Here is a 17,468-nt window from a genome sequence, read left to right on the forward strand (position 1 = left end):
GATTCAAGTTCGGTGGTGGACGACGTCGTGGCGATGGAGCCCCGTCGTCGTCACCGCACCTCGCCAGCCCTCAGCCCGTGCCCGAAACGGCCGAGCCACCTCAACGATGAGCCACCTCACAGGGGAGCGAAACAATGTCGGAAACAAGATCGAGGCGAAGAAGTACCAGAGCGGCGCTCGTGGCCGGGCTCTCCGGTCTCGCCGTCGTCGCGTCGAGCGTCGTCGCGCTGAACACCGCCCACGCTGCCACCGTCCGCCACGAGGCGGAGACCGCCCCCACCGTCTGCGGTGGTCTGGTCGAGGCCAACCACGCCGGGCACTCGGGCAGCGGGTTCTGCAACTCCGACAATGCCGTCGGCGCCGCAGTCGAGTTCCGGGTCAACGCCGCCGCGGCGGGCCCGGCCACCCTGACGTTCGGCTATGCCAACGGCGCGACGGAGAGCAGGCCGGGCGAGGTGCTCGTGAACGGCACCGTGGTGGGGACCTCGCAGTTCGGTGCCACCGGAGCCTGGACGAGCTGGGCGAGCCAGACCGTCACCGCGCAGCTCAACGCTGGTACGAACACCGTCCGCCTGCGGGCCACCGGCGCGGGCGGCCTGGCGAACGTCGACTACCTGGACGCCACGACCGGCGGCTCCGAGGAGCCCGGCGGCGGGAACGGCGCCTACGAGGTCGAGGCCCTCACCCGCGGCGTGACCGTCGTGCCCTCGGGCAGCGGCAACCTCGTCAGCTGGCGCCTGCTGGGCACCGACGCCCAGAACGTGGCCTTCAACGTCTACCGCGACGGCACGCGGCTCAACTCGACGCCGATCACCGGCGCGACGAACTACCTCGACACCGGCAACGGGACCTACACCGTCGCGGCCGTCAACGGCGGCACCGAGGGCACGCGCGTGGGAGCCGAGGCCAGGTTCGGCTCGGGCGGCTACCTCGACATCCCGATCAGCCGGCCCTCGAGCATCTACGACGCCAACGATGCCAGCGTCGCCGACCTGGACGGCGACGGTGACTACGAGTATGTCGTCAAGTGGTCCCCGAACAACTCCAAGGACAACTCCCAGACCGGTGTCACCGACAACACCATCGTCGACGCGTACACCCTCCAGGGAACCCGCCTGTGGCGGATCGACCTGGGGCGCAACATCCGGTCCGGGGCCCACTACACCCAGTTCCAGGTGTACGACTACGACGGTGACGGCGACGCCGAGATCGCGATGAAGACCGCCGACGGCACGCGCGACGGCCGTGGCGTCGTCATCGGCAACGCCAGCGCCGACCACCGCAACAGCGGCGGCTACATCCTGACGGGCCCGGAGTTCCTGACGATCTTCGACGGCCGGACGGGCGGCGCGATCGACTCCGTCAGCTACCAGCCCGCACGCGGCAACGTGGCGGACTGGGGCGACGGCTACGGCAACCGGGTCGACCGCTTCCTGGCCGGCACCGCGTACCTCGACGGGTCCACGCCGTCGATGATCTTCGCGCGCGGCTACTACACGCGCTCGGTGATCTGGGCGGTCGACTTCAACGGACAGGACCTCACGACCCGCTGGATCTTCGACTCCAACACCCGGGGCGCGCAGTACGAGGGCCAGGGCGCGCACAGCCTGTCGATCGCCGACCTGAACGGCGACGGACGGCAGGACGTGGTCTACGGGGCGATGGCGGTCGGGTCGGACGGCAACCCGCTGTGGAACTCCCGCATGGGCCACGGCGACGCGCAGCACGTCTCGGACTTCGTGCCCAGCCGTGCGGGTCAGGAGGTGTTCATGGTGCACGAGAGCGGCACCGCGCCGTCGTCCAGCCTCCTCGGATCGAACGGCGCGGTCCTGTTCCAGACCAGCCCCAGCGGCGACAACGGCCGCGGCGTGGCCGCGAACGTCACCCCCGGCAACGCCGGGGGCGAGTACTGGTCCTCGAACGTGACGGACCTGCGGAACTCCGCGGGGAGCTCCGTCGGCGCCAAGCCGAGCTCGATCAACTTCCTCGCCTGGTGGGACGGCGACGGGGAGCGGGAGCTGCTCGACAACACCGCCATCGACGACTACCAGAACGGCCGGCTGCTGACCGGCTCGAACGTCGCGTCGAACAACGGCACCAAGGCGACGCCGTCGCTCTCGGCGGACCTGTTCGGCGACTGGCGCGAAGAGGTCGTCTGGCGGACCGCTGACAACACGGCGCTGCGCATCTACGCCACGCCGCACAGGACGACCTTGCGCATCGCGACGCTGATGCACGACCCCCAGTACCGCGTGGCGATCGCCTGGCAGAACACCGCCTACAACCAGCCGCCGCACCCGAGCTTCCACATCGGCAGCGAGGTCACCAGCTACCCCTGGCCCAACATCCACACCCCGTAGCCGAACGACGGCTCCGGATCAGGGGCGGGCGGACCGTGCGGTCCGCCCGCCTCTGGCGCGTCGGTGCGGTCCACTACCGTTGCCGGGTGATCGACGGAGCTCAGACCCGCCATGGCGCCGCAGGCCTGCGGCGTACCTACCTGAGCCTCGGCACGGGGGAGCTGGCCGCGGTGGTCGTCTTCGTCGCCGTGCAGCCGATGGTGGCAGGCCGGTTCGACGCCGCCGGCGGGCGGGCGCTCTGGTGGGCCATGGCGCCGTTGCTGGTCATCTTGCTCCAGGGCGGTGCGTACTGGCTTCTCGCACGCACCTGGCTGCCGGGTGCGGGGCGCTCGGGGATGCCGCGCGGTGTCGCGCTGCTGTACCGGGCGTTCCGGCTGCTCGACCCCGTCCTGCTCGCCGGATGCCTCGCCGGGCTGCTGCTGACCGGAGCGGGCTCGGGCGCCCTGGTGCTGGGCCTGCTCGTCTGGGTGTTCGGGCTCCTCGAGTACGTGAACTACTTTGTCGTGCGGCTGTCCTATCCGATGACGCAGTGGTTCACCCTCGTGGGCCGGCGGCGCACGCCCGCTGTCGTCCGGGACGTCGCCCGGGCGTTGTCATGACCGGTTGCGCACGAGAGCGCGCGTGACCGCGGTGACCACCGTGCCGCCCACGAGCGTGCCGAACAGGACGAGGATCGCGCCGACCGCCCAGAGCCCCGAGTCGTCGGTCGACGAGGCGTGGAGCGTCCAGGCGGCAGTGAAGGGCAGGCTGACGGCGAGCACCGCGAGCCACGCCGGGAGCACCAGGGCGCCGACCACCACCAGGCCGACGAGCACCACCACGCACGCGATCACCTGAGGCGCCTCGTAGGGCCCGGTGACGGCGCCGGTGGCGGCATCGACCTCATGGGTCGTGTCCCGGCCCAGGGTCCACCACGTGGCGGTCGTCAGCGCGGCGATGACGAAGGTGAACAGAGCGACCAGGGAGCTGTTCTGCGGCATGGACCCCATAGTGCACTTTTCCGGGGCGGGTCCGCCCCTCGCTGACCCAGGCCTTCCGCACTTGACGCAATCTTGACCAACCTCGCAGATGATGGCAAACTCCCCAAATGGTGGCGCTAACATCGCAGTTCGCACCCCCCCGGGGCAGCCATCGCCCGGCCGGAGCCCAACACAGACAGTCAAGGACGACAGTCGAGAAAAAGGGGAACACCATGCCGATCAGCGCTGCTCACCGCCGTCCTGTGCCAGCCCGTCCCGGCCCGTTGCGCGCGGTGTACGCGACCGCTGCCGCCGCGGTCCTGCTGCTCGCCGGCGGGTCGGTCCCCGCCGCGTCGGCGCCGACCGGGCCTGCCGACGAGAACGCGCCGGCGGAGGCCGGGGCGATGGCCTGGGAGACCCTGATCGACGGGAACTCGTTCGCCAGCCGTGCCGCGCTGGAGTCGGAGTGGAACTACCTGTACCCGTGGGGGTCGGACCACAACGGCACCGCCCGCATGTACGCCAGCTCCACCGACAGCAACCACCTGTTCCTGTCGCCCGCCGGGCAGCTCAACATCAAGGCGACCCGGATCACCTGGGACGAGGGCGTCAGCAACAAGGACCCGCACCTGCCCATCAAGTACCACTCGGCGGCGATCCACGCGAAGAACCAGATAGTCGTCAACGACAGGTACCCGAGCTACGAGATCCGCGGCGAGTTCCAGGCACCGTCGGCCCGGGGCACGTGGCCCGCTTTCTGGATCACGGGGGCGAACAGCTGGCCGCCGGAGAGCGACATCCTCGAGTTCAAGGGTGACGCCCGGAACTGGTTCAACACCTACGACGGCGGCTGGGACAACACGATCGTCCCGGTCGGCTCGCCGGGGAGCTGGCACGAGTACCGCATCTGGATGAACAAGATCAACGCCACCGACGTCGAGATCCACTACTACCTCGACGACGTGTGGAAGGCCAGGCACGTCGGGTCCAACTTCGTGGGCAAGCCGATGAACCTGATCATCAACCTGCAGATGGAGGGGGCGTCGGGCTCACCGGGGCCCACCGCCGAGACCCACTTCCGGGCCCGCAACGTCTACGTGGGCCGTACCGCCAACTGATCGGTCCGCAGGGCCGACCGGTCAGCCGCAACGACGCGTGAGGATCCACCAGCCATGAGTATTCGACGTACCTCGCGCGGACTGGCGGCAGCCGCCACGGTCCTCGCCCTCGCGGCCGGCGCGGCCGGTGTCGCCGCGCCGGCCGCGGCCGACGTGCCGACCGTCCCCGAGCCGATCGAGTACGACGCCTATCCGGCCGTGGCCGACCCCGGTGCGTTGTCCGGCAGCTACTTCCGGCCGCACTGGTACGACACCGACGGGCGCCACATCCAGGCGCACGGCGGCCAGATCGTCACGCGCACCTCCGACGAGCTCGGCGTCGAGGCGAGCGAGACCACCGCCGTCGACCAGGACGGCACCACCGTCTACCACTGGTACGGCGAGGACCGGTCCAACGGCTACTACGAGAGCCCCGGCGTCTCGCTGTACACGTCGACCGACACCTACAACTGGACCAACGAGGGCGTCGTGCTGCGCTCGGTCACGTCGCGCGCGGAGCTGGAGTCCGAGTACTTCGACGAGCTCTACGACACGGTGGCCGACGACGGCACGCCGGACGCCGAGCGCATCGACGAGCTGTTCTACCACCTCAACGTCAAGGCGACGACGGAGGCGGGCGTGGCGCAGCTCAACGCGATCTTCGAGCGGCCGAAGGTGCTGCACAACGAGCGCACCGGCAAGTGGGTGATGTGGTGGCACTCCGACGGGAGCATCACGCCCGGCGGCAGCAACTACGCCCGGTCGCTGGCGGCGGTCGCCGTCGCCGACTCGCCGGCCGGCCCGTTCGAGCTCCAGGGCGCGTACCGCCTCTACAACGAGCCGACGTACCAGACGGCCTGCGATATGCCGAGCGCCGTGCCGGGCCAGGCCCGCGACATGACCGTGTTCCAGGACACCGACGGCACCGCCTACGTCGTCTACTCCTCCGAGGAGAACCGCAGCCTCTACATCGCGAAGCTCGATGACGAGTACACGAACGTCGAGAAGACGACCACCGAGGACGAGGTGGGCATCCAGTTCTCGGCCGACGGCAGGTACCCGCGCATCTGGGCCGACGGCACCGAGGGCGCACCCGTCGCCGGTGCGGACTACGGCATCGTGCGGCGCTGCGGCATCCTGGAGGCGCCCGCGGTCTTCGTGCACGACGGCAAGTACTACACGGTGGCCTCGGGCGCGACCGGCTGGTCGCCCAACCCGGAGACGTACTACACCGCCGACTCGATGCTCGGCACGTGGATCCGCGGCGTCGACCCGGACGACAGGTACGAGAACGTCGCCTACAACACGATCCCCGAGGGCGGCGACGGGCTGCTGTCGGTCGGCGACTCGCGCCGGACGAGCTTCGGGTCGCAGTCCACGAACGTGTTCCCGCTCGACGCGGCGACCGGCAGGTTCGTCTACATGGGCGACCGCTGGAACGCCGGCGCCGCCGACTCCACGTACGTCTGGCTGCCGATCACCATCGGTGAGCGCGGGAGCCTCGAGATGCGCAACCCCGCGGTCGAGGACGCCCGCTGGGCGGACGGGTGGACCGGGGAGTACTGGGACGACAAGGGCGCGGGCCGGTACATCTGGGAGGTCACCGACGACCGCCTCCCGGAGAGCGTCCGCACCAACGACGACCTCACGGAGGCGCTGCCCGGCACGGTGGAGGTCACGGCGAACAACGTCGCCACGGACGTCGCCGTCACGTGGAGCCCGGACGTGATCCGGTCGGCGGGTCCGCAGACGATCACGGGCACCCTTGCCGGTGACGACGAGTTCACGGCCGGACGGACGTTCCGGCGCACCGTTGAGGTGGTCGCGCACGGCGTGCACAACCTCGCGCCGTCGGCCACGGTCACGGCGTCGGTCCGGCAGGAGCTCGCGGCGAGCACCACGGACGGGAGGCTCGGCAAGGGCTGGGACGACTGGGCGGCGGGGGGCAGCTATCCGCGCAACAGCACCCTCGACTACACGTGGTCCGAGCCGCGCGCGCCGCGGGAGATCGTGGCCCACCTGTACCAGGACGGCACCACCGCGACCTGGCCCTCACGGATCGCCGTGGAGTACGTCGACACCAACGGCGACTGGCAGACGACGGAGGTCGCGGCAGACGTCGCCCAGGACGCCTCCGGACCCGCGCCGGTGGTCCGGCTGGACACGTCGTCCGTGCCGCCCACCACCGCCGTCCGCCTGCGGCTGACGACCGAGGCAGCGACGTGGCAGGCGGTCGCGGAGGTGGAGATCCTCGGGCTCGCGCCGACGTCGGCCACCGATCTCGCGACCCTCGCGGTCGACGGCGATGACGTGGACGGCTTCGACCCCGCGGACTGGGACCAGACGGTGGTCACCACCGGTTCCGAGCCGGTCATCACGGGGACCGCGACTGATCCCGTCGCGACCGTCACCGTGGACCAGCCCACCGCCGAGCGCCCCTGGGCGCACGTGACGGTGACGGCAAAGGAGGACGACGCCGCGGTCGCCGAACGGATCTACCTCGTCCGCGTCCTCAACCCCCGCAGCGACGCCCGGCTCACGGGCCTCGCGGTCGACGGCGACGCCGTCCCCGGGTTCGACGCCGCCACGCTCGACTACCGGGTGGATCCCGGGCCGTGGGGACCCGTCCCCGAGGTGACCGCCGACCCCGTCCAGGACGACGCGACGGTCGCCGTCCGCGCCGACCAGGCGGCCGCACGCGTGACGGTCACGGCGCCCGACGGCCGCACGACGCGGACGTACACGGTCGCGTTCGCCGCCACGGGGTGCGTCGACGACACGGTGAGCGCCCCGTGGCAGTTCGCCACGCTGGCGACCCGTCCGGGGTCTGCCTGCGAGGGGGAGGGGGCGGCGTTCCGCGTCGCCGACTCCGACGACGGCCTGTGGACGAACAAGGACAACCTCAGCGTCGTCTACCAGCCGGGCCGGCTGCCCGTCGGCGGGTCCGTGCAGACCTACGTGGCGGGCCTGGACAGGGGAGCCAGCGCCGACCCGCGCGCGGGCCTCGTCGTCCGCAACGACCTGTCGGCGGCCGGCAAGGGGAGTGCCGACGGCTACGTCGACCTGGTGACCAGCCCCTCGGGCACCTACCTGCAGTGGGACTCCAACGGCGACGGCTGGCTCGACAGCGAGGGCGGCAAGGTCGCGCTCGCGACGGCGCCCGTGGAGCTCCGCCTCGAGCGGACGAGCGAGAGCACGATGACGGGGTACTACCGCACGTCGCCCGAGCGGCCGTGGTCGCAGGTCGGGACCGCGCCGCTGACCGGTGCCGACGCCGAGCTCGACGCGGGCATCACCGCCACGGCGAACAGCACCCGGGCGACGTCGACGGCGACCTTCCTGCGCACGCGGTTCTGGGACGAGCCGGAGAGCGTCGACGCGGTCGGCGTCGGCACGGTGGCCCGCAGGGCGCCGGCGCTGCCGGAGACGGTGGGCGTGACGCTCGCCGGGGGCGGCCGGACGACGTCCGCCGTCGACTGGGAGCCCGTCGGGGAGACCGCGTATGCAGTGGCCGGGACGTTCACCGTGCGGGGTGCGGTAGAGGGCACCGGGCTGGTCGCGGTCGCCACGGTGACCGTCGCGCCGTGGCCGGTGCACGGCGCCGTCGGACGGGAGGTCACGTTCACCGCGGGCGGCTTCGCACCCGGCGAGGCGGTGTCCGTCGCGCTGCGGACCCACCGTTCCCTGCCCCTGGGTGAGGTGACGGCGACGGACGGCGGCACGGTCACCCCGCGCTTCGTGGTCCCGCGGGTACGCCCGGGCGGCTACGACCTCGTGCTGCGTGGTGCGAGCTCGGGCACGAAGCTCGTCCTGCGGCTGGTGGTCAGGCCCGGGCACGGAAGCTGAGGGTCCGGGTGACCAGAGTGACCTGTACCACGAAGCTCGTTTCACCCACGTCTTGACGCGGCCCCCCGAACGATTAAGTTAGGTCAGGCAAACCTAAGTACTGCCACGCCGCCCCTTCCGGGCGGCGTGGCAGTACTACGCCGGTACCTTCCCCATCCCTTTTTCGAGGAGCCTTCCGCATGCCCTCACGCCTGCCCGCAGCGACGCAGCCAGCGACCACGACGCCCGTCCCGGGCGCGAGCCACGACACGACAGCACTGTTGCGCGGGGCCACCGCGAGCGTCTATGCGGACACGATCCGCGAGGTCGCCGACGACGTCGCCGCCCGGCTCGCCGCCGTCACGCAGCCGTTCTCCGGCGCCAGCCGCTCCGAGCTGCGCGCCCTGGTGGACGCCGTGGACCTGGACGGCCCGCCGTCCGGCACCCGGGAGGCGCTGCGCGAGGCCGGCGACCTGTACGCGCAGCACGCGATCTGGTTCCACGAGCCCACGTACACGGCGCACCTGAACTGCCCGGTGGCGCTGCCCGCGATCGGGGCCGAGACGATGCTCGCTGCCATCAACACCTCGGTCGACACCTACGACCAGTCCACCGTCGCCACCTTCATGGAGCGCCGCCTGGTCGAGTGGACCGCCGGCCGCATCGGCTTCGCGGTGGGCGCGGAGGACGACGCGGCGGTCGCCGACGGCATCTTCACGTCCGGCGGCACCCAGTCCAACTTCCAGGCCCTGTTCCTGGCGCGCGAGAAGTCTCGCCGCAACGGGACCCGGCTGGAGTCCATGCGCATCCTCGCCACCGCGGTCAGCCACTTCAGCATCGCCAAGTCCGCCCTGCTGCTCGGCCTGCCGGACTCCGCTGTGGTCACCGTCGGCACCGACTCCGATGGCCGCATGAGCCCGGACGCCCTGGCCCAGACCCTCGTCGACATCGAGCGCACCGGCGACACGGTGATCGCCGTCGTCGCGACCGCCGGGACCACCGACCGCGGCTGCATCGACCCCCTCGACCCGATCGCCGACCTGTGCGACGCCGTCGGCACCTGGCTGCACGTCGACGCCGCGTACGGCTGCGGGCTGCTGGTGAGCCCGCGCCGCCGTCACCTGCTGGACGGCATCGAGCGCGCCCGTAGCGTCACCGTCGACTTCCACAAGTCGTTCTTCCAGCCCGTGTCCTCCAGCGCGCTCGTCGTCCGGGAGCGGGCCGACCTCGCCCCCGTCGCCTGGCACGCCGACTACCTCAACCCGGAGGAGAACGCGGAGCCCAACCAGGTCGACAAGTCCCTGCAGACGACCCGCCGGTTCGACGCGCTCAAGCTCTGGGTCACGCTGCGCGCCCTGGGCGCGGACGGCGTCGGCGCGATGGTCGACGCCGTGTGCGACCTGGCCGCCGCTGTGCACCAGGACCTCGCGACCGACCACGACTTCCGGGTCGTCGGGACCACCCAGCTCTCCACCGTCCTGTTCCGCTACCAGCCCGAGGGGCTCGACGCCGCACGCGCGGACGCCCTGGTGCCGCAGGTGCGGCGCGTGCTGTTCGACTCGGGCCGCGCCCTGGTCGCCAAGACCGTCATCGACGGCCGCCCCTGCCTCAAGCTCACGCTGCTCAACCCCGACGCGACGCTCGCCGACATCCGCGGCGTGCTCGAGCTCGTCCGCTCGGCCGCGCACGGACTGCTCGCGGGGGAGGCGCTGCTGGATGCAGACGAGCCGCCGTGCCGCGACGTGCACCCGCGACTGGCCCGTACCGACCTGCATGCCGACGGAGAACAGCGATGACCGCCGCCCCGACCACCACCTATGACCTGCTCGGGATCGGGATCGGCCCGTTCGGCCTCGGCCTCGCGGCGCTCGCGGACCCCCTCGACGACGTCGAGGCGGTGTTCCTCGACCAGCGCGACGGGTTCTCCTGGCACGCCGGGATGCTCATCGAGGGCACGACGCTGCAGGTGCCGTTCCTGGCCGACCTGGTGACGATGGCGGACCCGACGTCGCCGTACTCGTTCCTGGCGTGGCTCAAGGCGACGGGGCGGCTGTACCAGTTCTACATCCGTGAGTCGTTCTACCCGCTGCGGGCCGAGTACGACCAGTACTGCCGCTGGGTCGCGGAGCAGCTGCCGGCGCTGCGCTGGGGGCGGCGCGTCACGAGCGTCGTCCGGGTCGCGGACCCGGCATCGGCGGACGGCGGCTACGTGTTCGAGGTGACTGCCGAGACCGGCCACGGGGTCGAGAGGCATGTCGAGAAATACTGTGCCAAGCACATCGTGCTCGGCACCGGGACGCAGCCGCGCCTGCCCGCTCACCTCCAGGGCCTGGAGGGCGCGGGGCCCGTGGTGCACACCAGCGACTACCTGCCGCACCGCGCTCAGCTGGCGGCGTCCGGCTCCGTGACGGTCGTCGGCAGCGGGCAGTCCGCCGCCGAGGTGTACCGCGACCTGCTGGACGGCTGCGGCACCGGGGCGGGGGAGCACCGCGTGGACTGGGTGACCCGCTCACCGCGGTTCTTCCCGATGGAGTACACGAAGCTGACGCTCGAGATGACGTCTCCCGAGTACACCGACCACTACGTGTCCCTGCCCATCGAGCAGCGCGACGTCCTGGCGCGCGAGCAGCGCAACCTCTACAAGGGGATCAGCGGCGACCTGATCGACGACATCTACGACACCCTCTACCGCAAGTCCGCGCTCGGTGCCGAGGTGCCGACCACGCTGCTGTCCGACACCGAGGTGACCGCCGCCCGGTTCGACGCCGACGGCGCGGGCGGGGCCGGCGAGTACGTCCTGACCCTGCGGCACGCCCAGCTCGGCACGACGGCGGAGCACCGCACCCGGGCGCTCGTCGTCGCCACCGGCTACGCCCCGACGGCGCCCGGCTTCCTGGCGCCCGGCCTGGGCAACCTCGACCACCGCGGCCGGTTTGCCGTCGCCCGCGACTACACGGTCGACGACGACCGGCGGATCCATGTCGTGGGCGGCGAGGAGCACACCCACGGCGTCACCGCACCCGACCTCGGGTTCGGACCCTGGCGCAACTCCGTGATCCTCGCTAACGTCACGGGCCGCGAGCCGTACGCGACGGAGCGCCGGATCGCGTTCCAGCAGTTCGGCCTGCCGGTCTCCGCCGATCCCAGGGCCGAGACGACCGCCAGCCAGCCCGACGAGATGGAGGCCGCCCGGTGACCGCCCCGACGACCGTGCACACGTTCACCACGACCACCCGGCTCGGCGAGATCACCATCGAGCCGATAGTCCCGGACCGCGACGCCGAGCTCGTCCAGGGCTGGCTCGCGCACCCCGCCGCGTCGTACTGGCAGATGGCAGAGCTGCGCGTCGACGAGGTGCGCGAATACCTCGCCGGCGTCCAGGCCGGCCCGCACGAGGCCGCCTGGCTCGGCCGCCTCGACGGCGAGCCCGTCTTCATGACCGAGACGTACGACCCCGCGCACGTCCTGCTCGCGGACGTCCACGACGCCCTGCCCGGCGACCTCGGCATGCACCTGCTGGTGGCCCCGCCCGTCAACCCGCGCCACGGCATGACCGACGCCGTCATGACGGCGGTCATGCGGTTCTGCCTCACCGACGCCTCGCCCGACGGGGGTGGCCAGGGGGCCACCCGCGTCGTCGTCGAGCCCGACGTCGGCAACCGGAAGATCGCCGACAAGAACGCCGCCGCGGGCTTCCGCGTCCTGCGCGAGCTGGACCTCGGCCGCGGCGCGCACGCCAAGCGCGCCGCGCTGAGCGTCGCCACCCGGGCCGACTTCGCGGCGTCCGCCCTGGGCGACGGCCCGCTCCCCGGCTCGGACCTGCTCGCCAGCCACCTCACCGCCGACCACATGGAGCACGCCCACCGGCACCTCGCGGCCAAGGCGCTCGCCGAGCTCGCGCACGAGCGGCTGTTCCAGCCGGAGCCCGACGACGCCCCCGGCGCCCCGGCGGACGGCTTCCGCCTCGCGCTGGACGGCGTCACCTACCGGTACACCGCCCGCCGGTACGCCCTGGAGCACTGGGTGGTCGACCCGGCGTCGATCCGCCGTACGGCCACCGCGGGGATGCGCGGCGACGTCGAGCTGCCCGTCGACGCGCTCGAGCTGGTCGCCGAGCTGCAGCCCCTCCTGCAGGTGCCCGACGCCATGCTCGCGACCTACCTCGAAGAGCTCTCCTCCACCCTGGCCAGCGCGGCCGCGAAGCGGGAGCGCGAGCTCGACGGGCACACCCCGTCGGTGAGCGGCCTGCTCGAGGCGATGCGGACGGCGTCCGGCACCCGGTCCGCCGCCGAGGCCTTCCAGCAGGTCGAGGCAGCCATGTCCGAGGGCCACCCCGGCTTCGTCGCGAACAACGGCCGCATCGGCTTCTCCCTGAGCGACTACCGCGCCTACGCCCCCGAACGCGGCGCCCGCATGCGCATGCTGTGGCTCGCCGCCCGCCGCGAGCACACCCACCTCGCGCTCGCCGCCGACCAGAGCGAGCAGGGCCACTACGGCGCCGAGCTGTCCGACGCCGAGCGCACGGCCTTCGCCGACCGGCTCGCCGCGCGCGGCCTGGACCCCGCGGACTACCTGTACCTGCCCGTGCACCCCTGGCAGTGGGAGCACCGCGTCGCGATCACCTTCGCCGCCGACGTCGCCCGCGGCGACCTCGTGCCGCTCGGCCCCGGCTCGGACGAGTACCAGCCGCAGCAGTCGATCCGCACCATGTTCAACCGCACGCGCCCCGAACGGCACTACGTCAAGGTCGCGCTCGCCATCCAGAACATGGGGTTCCTGCGCGGCCTGTCGCCCGCCTACATGCGCGCCACGCCGTCGATCAACGACTGGGTGGCCGACCTGGTCACGAATGACGCGACCCTGCAGAGCGCCGGGTTCAGCGTCCTGCGCGAGGTCGCGTCCATCGGCTACACGGGCGACGTCTACCACCGCACGCCCCAGCCCAACGCGCACCGCAAGATGCTCGCCGCCCTCTGGCGCGAGTCGCCCGTACCGCGCCTCGCCGCCGGCGAGCGGCTGGTGACCATGGCGAGCCTGCTGCACCGGGACGCGAGCGGCACGGCGTTCGCCACCGCCCTGGTCCGCGAGTCGGGCATCGCGCCGGAGCAGTGGCTGCGCGCCTACCTCGACGCCTACCTGTACCCGCTCGTGCACTGCCTGGTGACCTACGAGCTGGCGTTCATGCCCCACGGCGAGAACCTCATCCTCGTCCTGCACGACGGCGTGGTCCGCCGCGCCGTCATGAAGGACATCGGCGAGGAGGTGGTGGTCCTCGGCGACCAGCCCCTGCCCGACCGGATCGAACGCATCCGCGAGGTGGTCGACGACGAGGAGAAGGCGCTCGCGATCTTCACCGACGTGTTCGACGGCGTGCTGCGCCACCTGTCCGGCATCCTCGCCGAGGACGGCGTGCTGGGCGAGGACCGCTTCTGGGCGCTCGTCGCCGAGACCATCGACCGGCACGCCGCGGAGCACCCGGCCGTGGCCGTTCCCGGGGGTGGCCGCGGGCCGGGGCTCGGGATCGACCTGCGGGCCGCGCGCTTCGCGCACTCGTGCCTCAACCGGCTGCAGCTGCGCAACACCCTCCAGATGGTCGACCTGACCAACCAGTCGGAGTCGCTGATCTATGCGGGCACCCTGGCCAACCCGGCGGGCCGTCAAGCAGAACGAAGAACCGAGAGATGATGGGGAACGTGGAGTTTGACCTGTTCCGTGACGACCTCGGCATCCCGCACGTGCGGGCCGCCTCCGAGACCGCGCTGGCCTACGGCCAGGGCTGGGTGACCGCACAGGACCGCGGCCTGCAGGTCGAGGCCGACCGGATGCGGGCCGAGGAGCGGTACGCAGAGATCGCCGGCGCGGCGGGCGACGCCTGGGACCGGTTCGCGGCCCGGGAGCGCCTGGCCGCCACGGCCCGCGAGATCTACGACGCCCTGGACCGGCCCGAGCAGGAGTGGCTCACCGCGTACGCCGACGGCGTGAGCGCCGGCCTGCTCGCCGGCGGGCGGGACGTGCCGGAGCTGGTCGGCGTGCCGCACGAGCCCTGGCAGCCGTGGACGCCGATCGGGGTGTTCCTCACGGCGCACGTGCTGTTCAACGGGTTCCCGAGCATCCTGTGGCGCGAGCACGTCGCCAGGCACCTGCACGTGCCGGGCGTGCCGCTGGAGCAGGTGCTCGGCCTGTTCGCGGCGGACGCCGGGCCGAGCTCCGGCTCGAACGCATGGGCGGTGCACGGCTCGAACACCTCGTCGGGCAGCCCGCTCGTCGCGGGGGACCCGCACCGCACGCTCGAGCTCCCCGGCCCCTACCAGCAGGTCCGGCTCGCCTGCACCGACCCGGCCGCGCCGTACGACGTGCTCGGGTTCGCCTTCCCCGGGGTGCCCGGCATCCCGCACTTCGGGCACGCCGGCACCGTCGCGTGGGGCATCACCAACGCCATCGCGCACCATGTCGAGGTCGTCGCCGACGGCGCGGACAGCGCCGGCGCCGACGGCTGGCACCTGCACTGGCCGGCTCGCGAGCTGGCCGACGCCGGCGTCGCGTCCTGGCGCGCCCTGCTGCACGCCCGCACCGCTCACGACGTCGCCGAGGCGTTCAGCGGCTGGGTGGACCCGGTCAACCGGGTCCTCGCCGCGGACAGCACCGGCGAGGTGCTCAGCATGACGGCGGGCAAGGTCCCCGCCGCCGCCGACCGCGCGCTGTCCGCCGCCAAGCCCGCCGACGGGTACGTGGAGCTGCCCGCGCCGGTAGCGGTGACCCAGGTCGCCGTCGACGCGAACGAGCGGCCGGTCACCCAGCCGCCCGCCGAGCTGGACGGCCGCCCGGGTCTCGGCCCGCGGGACGTCCGGCCCGGCCGCGAGGCGCACGACCTCGGCTGGTCGTACGCGCCGCACCGGGCGGAGCGGATCCGGCAGCTGCTCGCCGCGGCGACCGTCCCGGAGTCGCCGGCGACTCAGGCGCGGATCCACGGCGACACCCGCGACCTGGGCGCGCCCGGACTCGTCGCGCACCTCGCCGACGACGCCTCGCCGGCCGCCGTCCGCATGCGCGCCTGGGTCGCTGACGGCGCCCACGTCGACGCCGGCTCGACCGACGCCGCCCTGTACATGCGGTGGCGGGACACCCTGACGCACCGCCTCGCCCGGCACCCCGTGCTCGCGCCACTGCACGAGCCGCACGGGCAGGACCCGTCCTTCGCCCCGGTGCTCGGCGGTGTCTTCGACGTGCCGACGGCGGTCGGGGCCGGGCTCGCCAACATCCTCGGCGCCGACTGGCTGCGGATCGACTCCGCGGCCGAAGCGCGCGCGGCGCTGGCCGAGGTGGCCGCCGAGGGGGCGTTTTCCGCTGTCGGGCAGACCAGCGAGCCCACCTGGGGCGAGCTGCACGTCCCCGCCCCGCTGCACCCGGTACCTGGCCCGGGTGACCCGGCGGCCGGCGTGACCCCGGCGCCCGTCTCCGGGAACAACGACACGGTCCGCTGCACCGGCGGATCGCCGGGCGTGGCGGCCACCGCCTACCGCGGCTCCGTCGCGCGCTACGTCTGGGACCTGGCGGACCGCGCCAACAGCCGCTGGGGAGTGCCCTTCGGCGCCGACGGCCGCCCCGGCAGCCCCCACTTCGACGACCAGCACGCCACCTGGGCCGACGCCGTCACCTCCCCCGTCGTCACCGACTGGGACCGGCTGCACCCCGCGGACACGACGCTGCGGCTGCTGAACGGTCCGCGCGGGGCGGAGGTGTGGCGCCGCGACTTCGGTGCGGCCGGCCTCGTCACCGTGCACATGCTCGATCCCGAAGCCGACGCCGACATGCTGCACGGCTGGTTCACCCAGCCGCGGGCCGGTTTCTGGGGCATGGGCGACCACACGCGGGACGAGGTGCGGGACACCTACGCGTTCGTCGAGTCCCTGCCGACGCATCACGCCTACCTGGTGCGGTGGGACGGCGAGCCCGTGGTGCTCCTGCAGGCGTACCTCCCCGAGTACGACCCGATCGCCACCGCGTACGACGTCCAGCCGGGCGACCTCGGCATGCACTTCTTCCTCGGGAGCCGCGGGCCCGACGCGCGGCACGGCCGGCCCGACAACCCGTGGACCGTGCTCGGGCCGGCCCTGCACGAGTTCCTCTTCGCCGGGCCGGGTACCCGACGGCTGGTCGGCGAGCCCGACGCGAACAACGAGAAGGCTTTTCGTCGGATGATCGCCATGGGTTTCACCGCGGGCGAGCGGGTGTCGTACGAGTCGCCGCAGGGTCCCAAGGTGGCCCGGATGGCGTACCTGAGGCGCGAGGACGCGGCCGGGGGGGCGGGTGGTCCGCTAACGTCGCCGAATGGCGAACGAACCGACCACTGAACAGACCGCCGCTGAGCAGAGTGCTGCCGGGCCGGCCGGGCGCCCCCGGCGCACCCTGCTCGTCCGCCCGCCGTCGGCCCGCCTGGCCGACGGCGAGCTCACCCACCTGGAACGCGTCCCCGTCGATGCGGACCTGGCGGCCGCGCAGTGGCAGCGGTACGTGGAGGTGTTCCGCGGGTACGGCTGGGACGTGCGCGCGGTGCCGGCGGCCGAGGCGCACCCCGACGGGGTCTTCGTGGAGGACGCGGTGGTCGTGTTCGACGACCTGGCGGTCCTGACCCGGCCGGGGGCGCTGACCCGGCGCGACGAGGTGGCGTCGGTGCGGCCCGCGGTCGAGGCGGTGGTGACGGAGCTCGCGCAGATCACGGACCCGGGCACGCTGGAGGGCGGCGACGTCCTCAAGGTGGGCCGCACCGCGTACGTCGGCCGCACGGCGCGCACGAACGCCGAAGGGGCCGCCCAGCTCCGGGCGCTGCTCGAGCCGCGCGGGTGGCGCGTGGTCGAGGTGCCCGTGACCCGGGCGCTGCACCTGAAGTCCGCGGTGACCGCGCTGCCCGACGGCACGGTCATCGGGTACGCGCCCCTCGTCGAGGACCCCGGCGTGTTCGACGCGTTCGTGCCGGTTCCCGAGGCGGAGGGGAGCGCCGTCGTCGTGCTGGACGAGTCCACGGTGCTGATGTCCGCGGCCGCGCCCGCCACCACCGAGCTGCTGCGGGGGCGCGGGCTGACGGTGCTCACCACGCCCGTCACGGAGTTCGAGAAGCTCGAGGGGTGCGTGACCTGCCTGTCGGTGCGGGTGCGCTGAGGGTCGTTGAGAGAGCGTGACGCAGGTCACACTCCAACAAGGTGCTTACCCAAACTAACAACTTGCGGGCG

At 72.6% G+C, this 17,468-nt stretch carries 10 protein-coding genes; 9 read left to right on the plus strand and 1 reads right to left on the minus strand.

The window, feature by feature from the left end:
* Positions 1 to 179: 179 nt before the first annotated feature.
* A complete protein-coding gene (locus ACFO6V_RS00405; RefSeq protein ID WP_377131007.1) occupies positions 180 to 2,360 on the plus strand; it encodes a rhamnogalacturonan lyase family protein in 2,181 nt (726 codons plus the stop codon).
* An 86-nt stretch (positions 2,361 to 2,446) separates the two neighbouring features.
* A complete protein-coding gene (locus ACFO6V_RS00410; protein ID WP_377131009.1) occupies positions 2,447 to 2,959 on the plus strand; it encodes a hypothetical protein in 513 nt (170 codons plus the stop codon).
* On the opposite strand, the gene ACFO6V_RS00415 is transcribed toward ACFO6V_RS00410, so the two are convergent.
* Positions 2,954 to 3,340 carry a hypothetical protein gene (locus ACFO6V_RS00415; protein WP_377131011.1) on the minus strand — a complete coding sequence of 129 codons (387 nt, stop codon included), beginning with the start codon at positions 3,338 to 3,340 and terminating at the stop codon, positions 2,954 to 2,956. The two genes, ACFO6V_RS00410 and ACFO6V_RS00415, sit on opposite strands and share 6 nt — an antisense overlap.
* Positions 3,341 to 3,552: 212 nt before the next feature.
* Between ACFO6V_RS00415 and ACFO6V_RS00420 the strand changes: the two genes are divergently transcribed.
* From ACFO6V_RS00420 to ddaH, 7 genes are all read left to right on the plus strand, one after another.
* The gene (locus ACFO6V_RS00420; protein WP_377131013.1) at positions 3,553 to 4,437 is read left to right on the plus strand and encodes a glycoside hydrolase family 16 protein; all 885 of its coding nucleotides are present in this window, start codon (positions 3,553 to 3,555) and stop codon (positions 4,435 to 4,437) included.
* Between the two features lie 54 nt (positions 4,438 to 4,491).
* Positions 4,492 to 8,262 (plus strand): Ig-like domain-containing protein, encoded by a 3,771-nt coding sequence (locus ACFO6V_RS00425; protein ID WP_377131015.1) that lies wholly within the window; start codon positions 4,492 to 4,494, stop codon positions 8,260 to 8,262.
* A gap of 179 nt (positions 8,263 to 8,441) precedes the next feature.
* Complete coding sequence (locus tag ACFO6V_RS00430) at positions 8,442 to 10,037, plus strand: pyridoxal phosphate-dependent decarboxylase family protein (RefSeq protein WP_377131017.1); 1,596 nt, start codon at positions 8,442 to 8,444, stop codon at positions 10,035 to 10,037.
* The gene (locus tag ACFO6V_RS00435) at positions 10,034 to 11,437 is read left to right on the plus strand and encodes a lysine N(6)-hydroxylase/L-ornithine N(5)-oxygenase family protein (RefSeq protein ID WP_377131019.1); all 1,404 of its coding nucleotides are present in this window, start codon (positions 10,034 to 10,036) and stop codon (positions 11,435 to 11,437) included. The genes ACFO6V_RS00430 and ACFO6V_RS00435 overlap by 4 nt, the downstream gene beginning before the upstream one ends.
* A complete protein-coding gene (locus ACFO6V_RS00440; protein ID WP_377131021.1) occupies positions 11,434 to 13,926 on the plus strand; it encodes a GNAT family N-acetyltransferase in 2,493 nt (830 codons plus the stop codon). Before ACFO6V_RS00435 ends, ACFO6V_RS00440 begins: the two co-directional genes overlap by 4 nt.
* Before the next feature lie 8 nt (positions 13,927 to 13,934).
* Positions 13,935 to 16,592, plus strand: a complete 2,658-nt coding sequence (locus ACFO6V_RS00445; RefSeq protein ID WP_377131023.1) for a GNAT family N-acetyltransferase — start codon at positions 13,935 to 13,937, stop codon at positions 16,590 to 16,592.
* A complete protein-coding gene (gene ddaH / locus ACFO6V_RS00450) occupies positions 16,570 to 17,397 on the plus strand; it encodes a dimethylargininase (RefSeq protein WP_377131025.1) in 828 nt (275 codons plus the stop codon). Before ACFO6V_RS00445 ends, ddaH begins: the two co-directional genes overlap by 23 nt.
* The last annotated feature ends 71 nt before the right edge of the window (positions 17,398 to 17,468 follow it).

Origin of the sequence: Promicromonospora alba, assembly GCF_042654905.1 — a bacterium.
Classification (GTDB): Bacteria; Actinomycetota; Actinomycetes; order Actinomycetales; family Cellulomonadaceae; genus Promicromonospora; species Promicromonospora alba.

Coding starts and splice junctions, on each gene's coding strand:
- ACFO6V_RS00435 (WP_377131019.1), top strand. CDS start 10,034: ATGACCGCCGCCCCGACCACCACCTATGACCTGCTCGGGATCGGGATC.
- ACFO6V_RS00415 (WP_377131011.1), bottom strand. CDS start 3,340: ATGCCGCAGAACAGCTCCCTGGTCGCTCTGTTCACCTTCGTCATCGCC.
- ACFO6V_RS00420 (WP_377131013.1), top strand. CDS start 3,553: ATGCCGATCAGCGCTGCTCACCGCCGTCCTGTGCCAGCCCGTCCCGGC.
- ddaH (WP_377131025.1), top strand. CDS start 16,570: ATGGCGAACGAACCGACCACTGAACAGACCGCCGCTGAGCAGAGTGCT.
- ACFO6V_RS00425 (WP_377131015.1), top strand. CDS start 4,492: ATGAGTATTCGACGTACCTCGCGCGGACTGGCGGCAGCCGCCACGGTC.
- ACFO6V_RS00430 (WP_377131017.1), top strand. CDS start 8,442: ATGCCCTCACGCCTGCCCGCAGCGACGCAGCCAGCGACCACGACGCCC.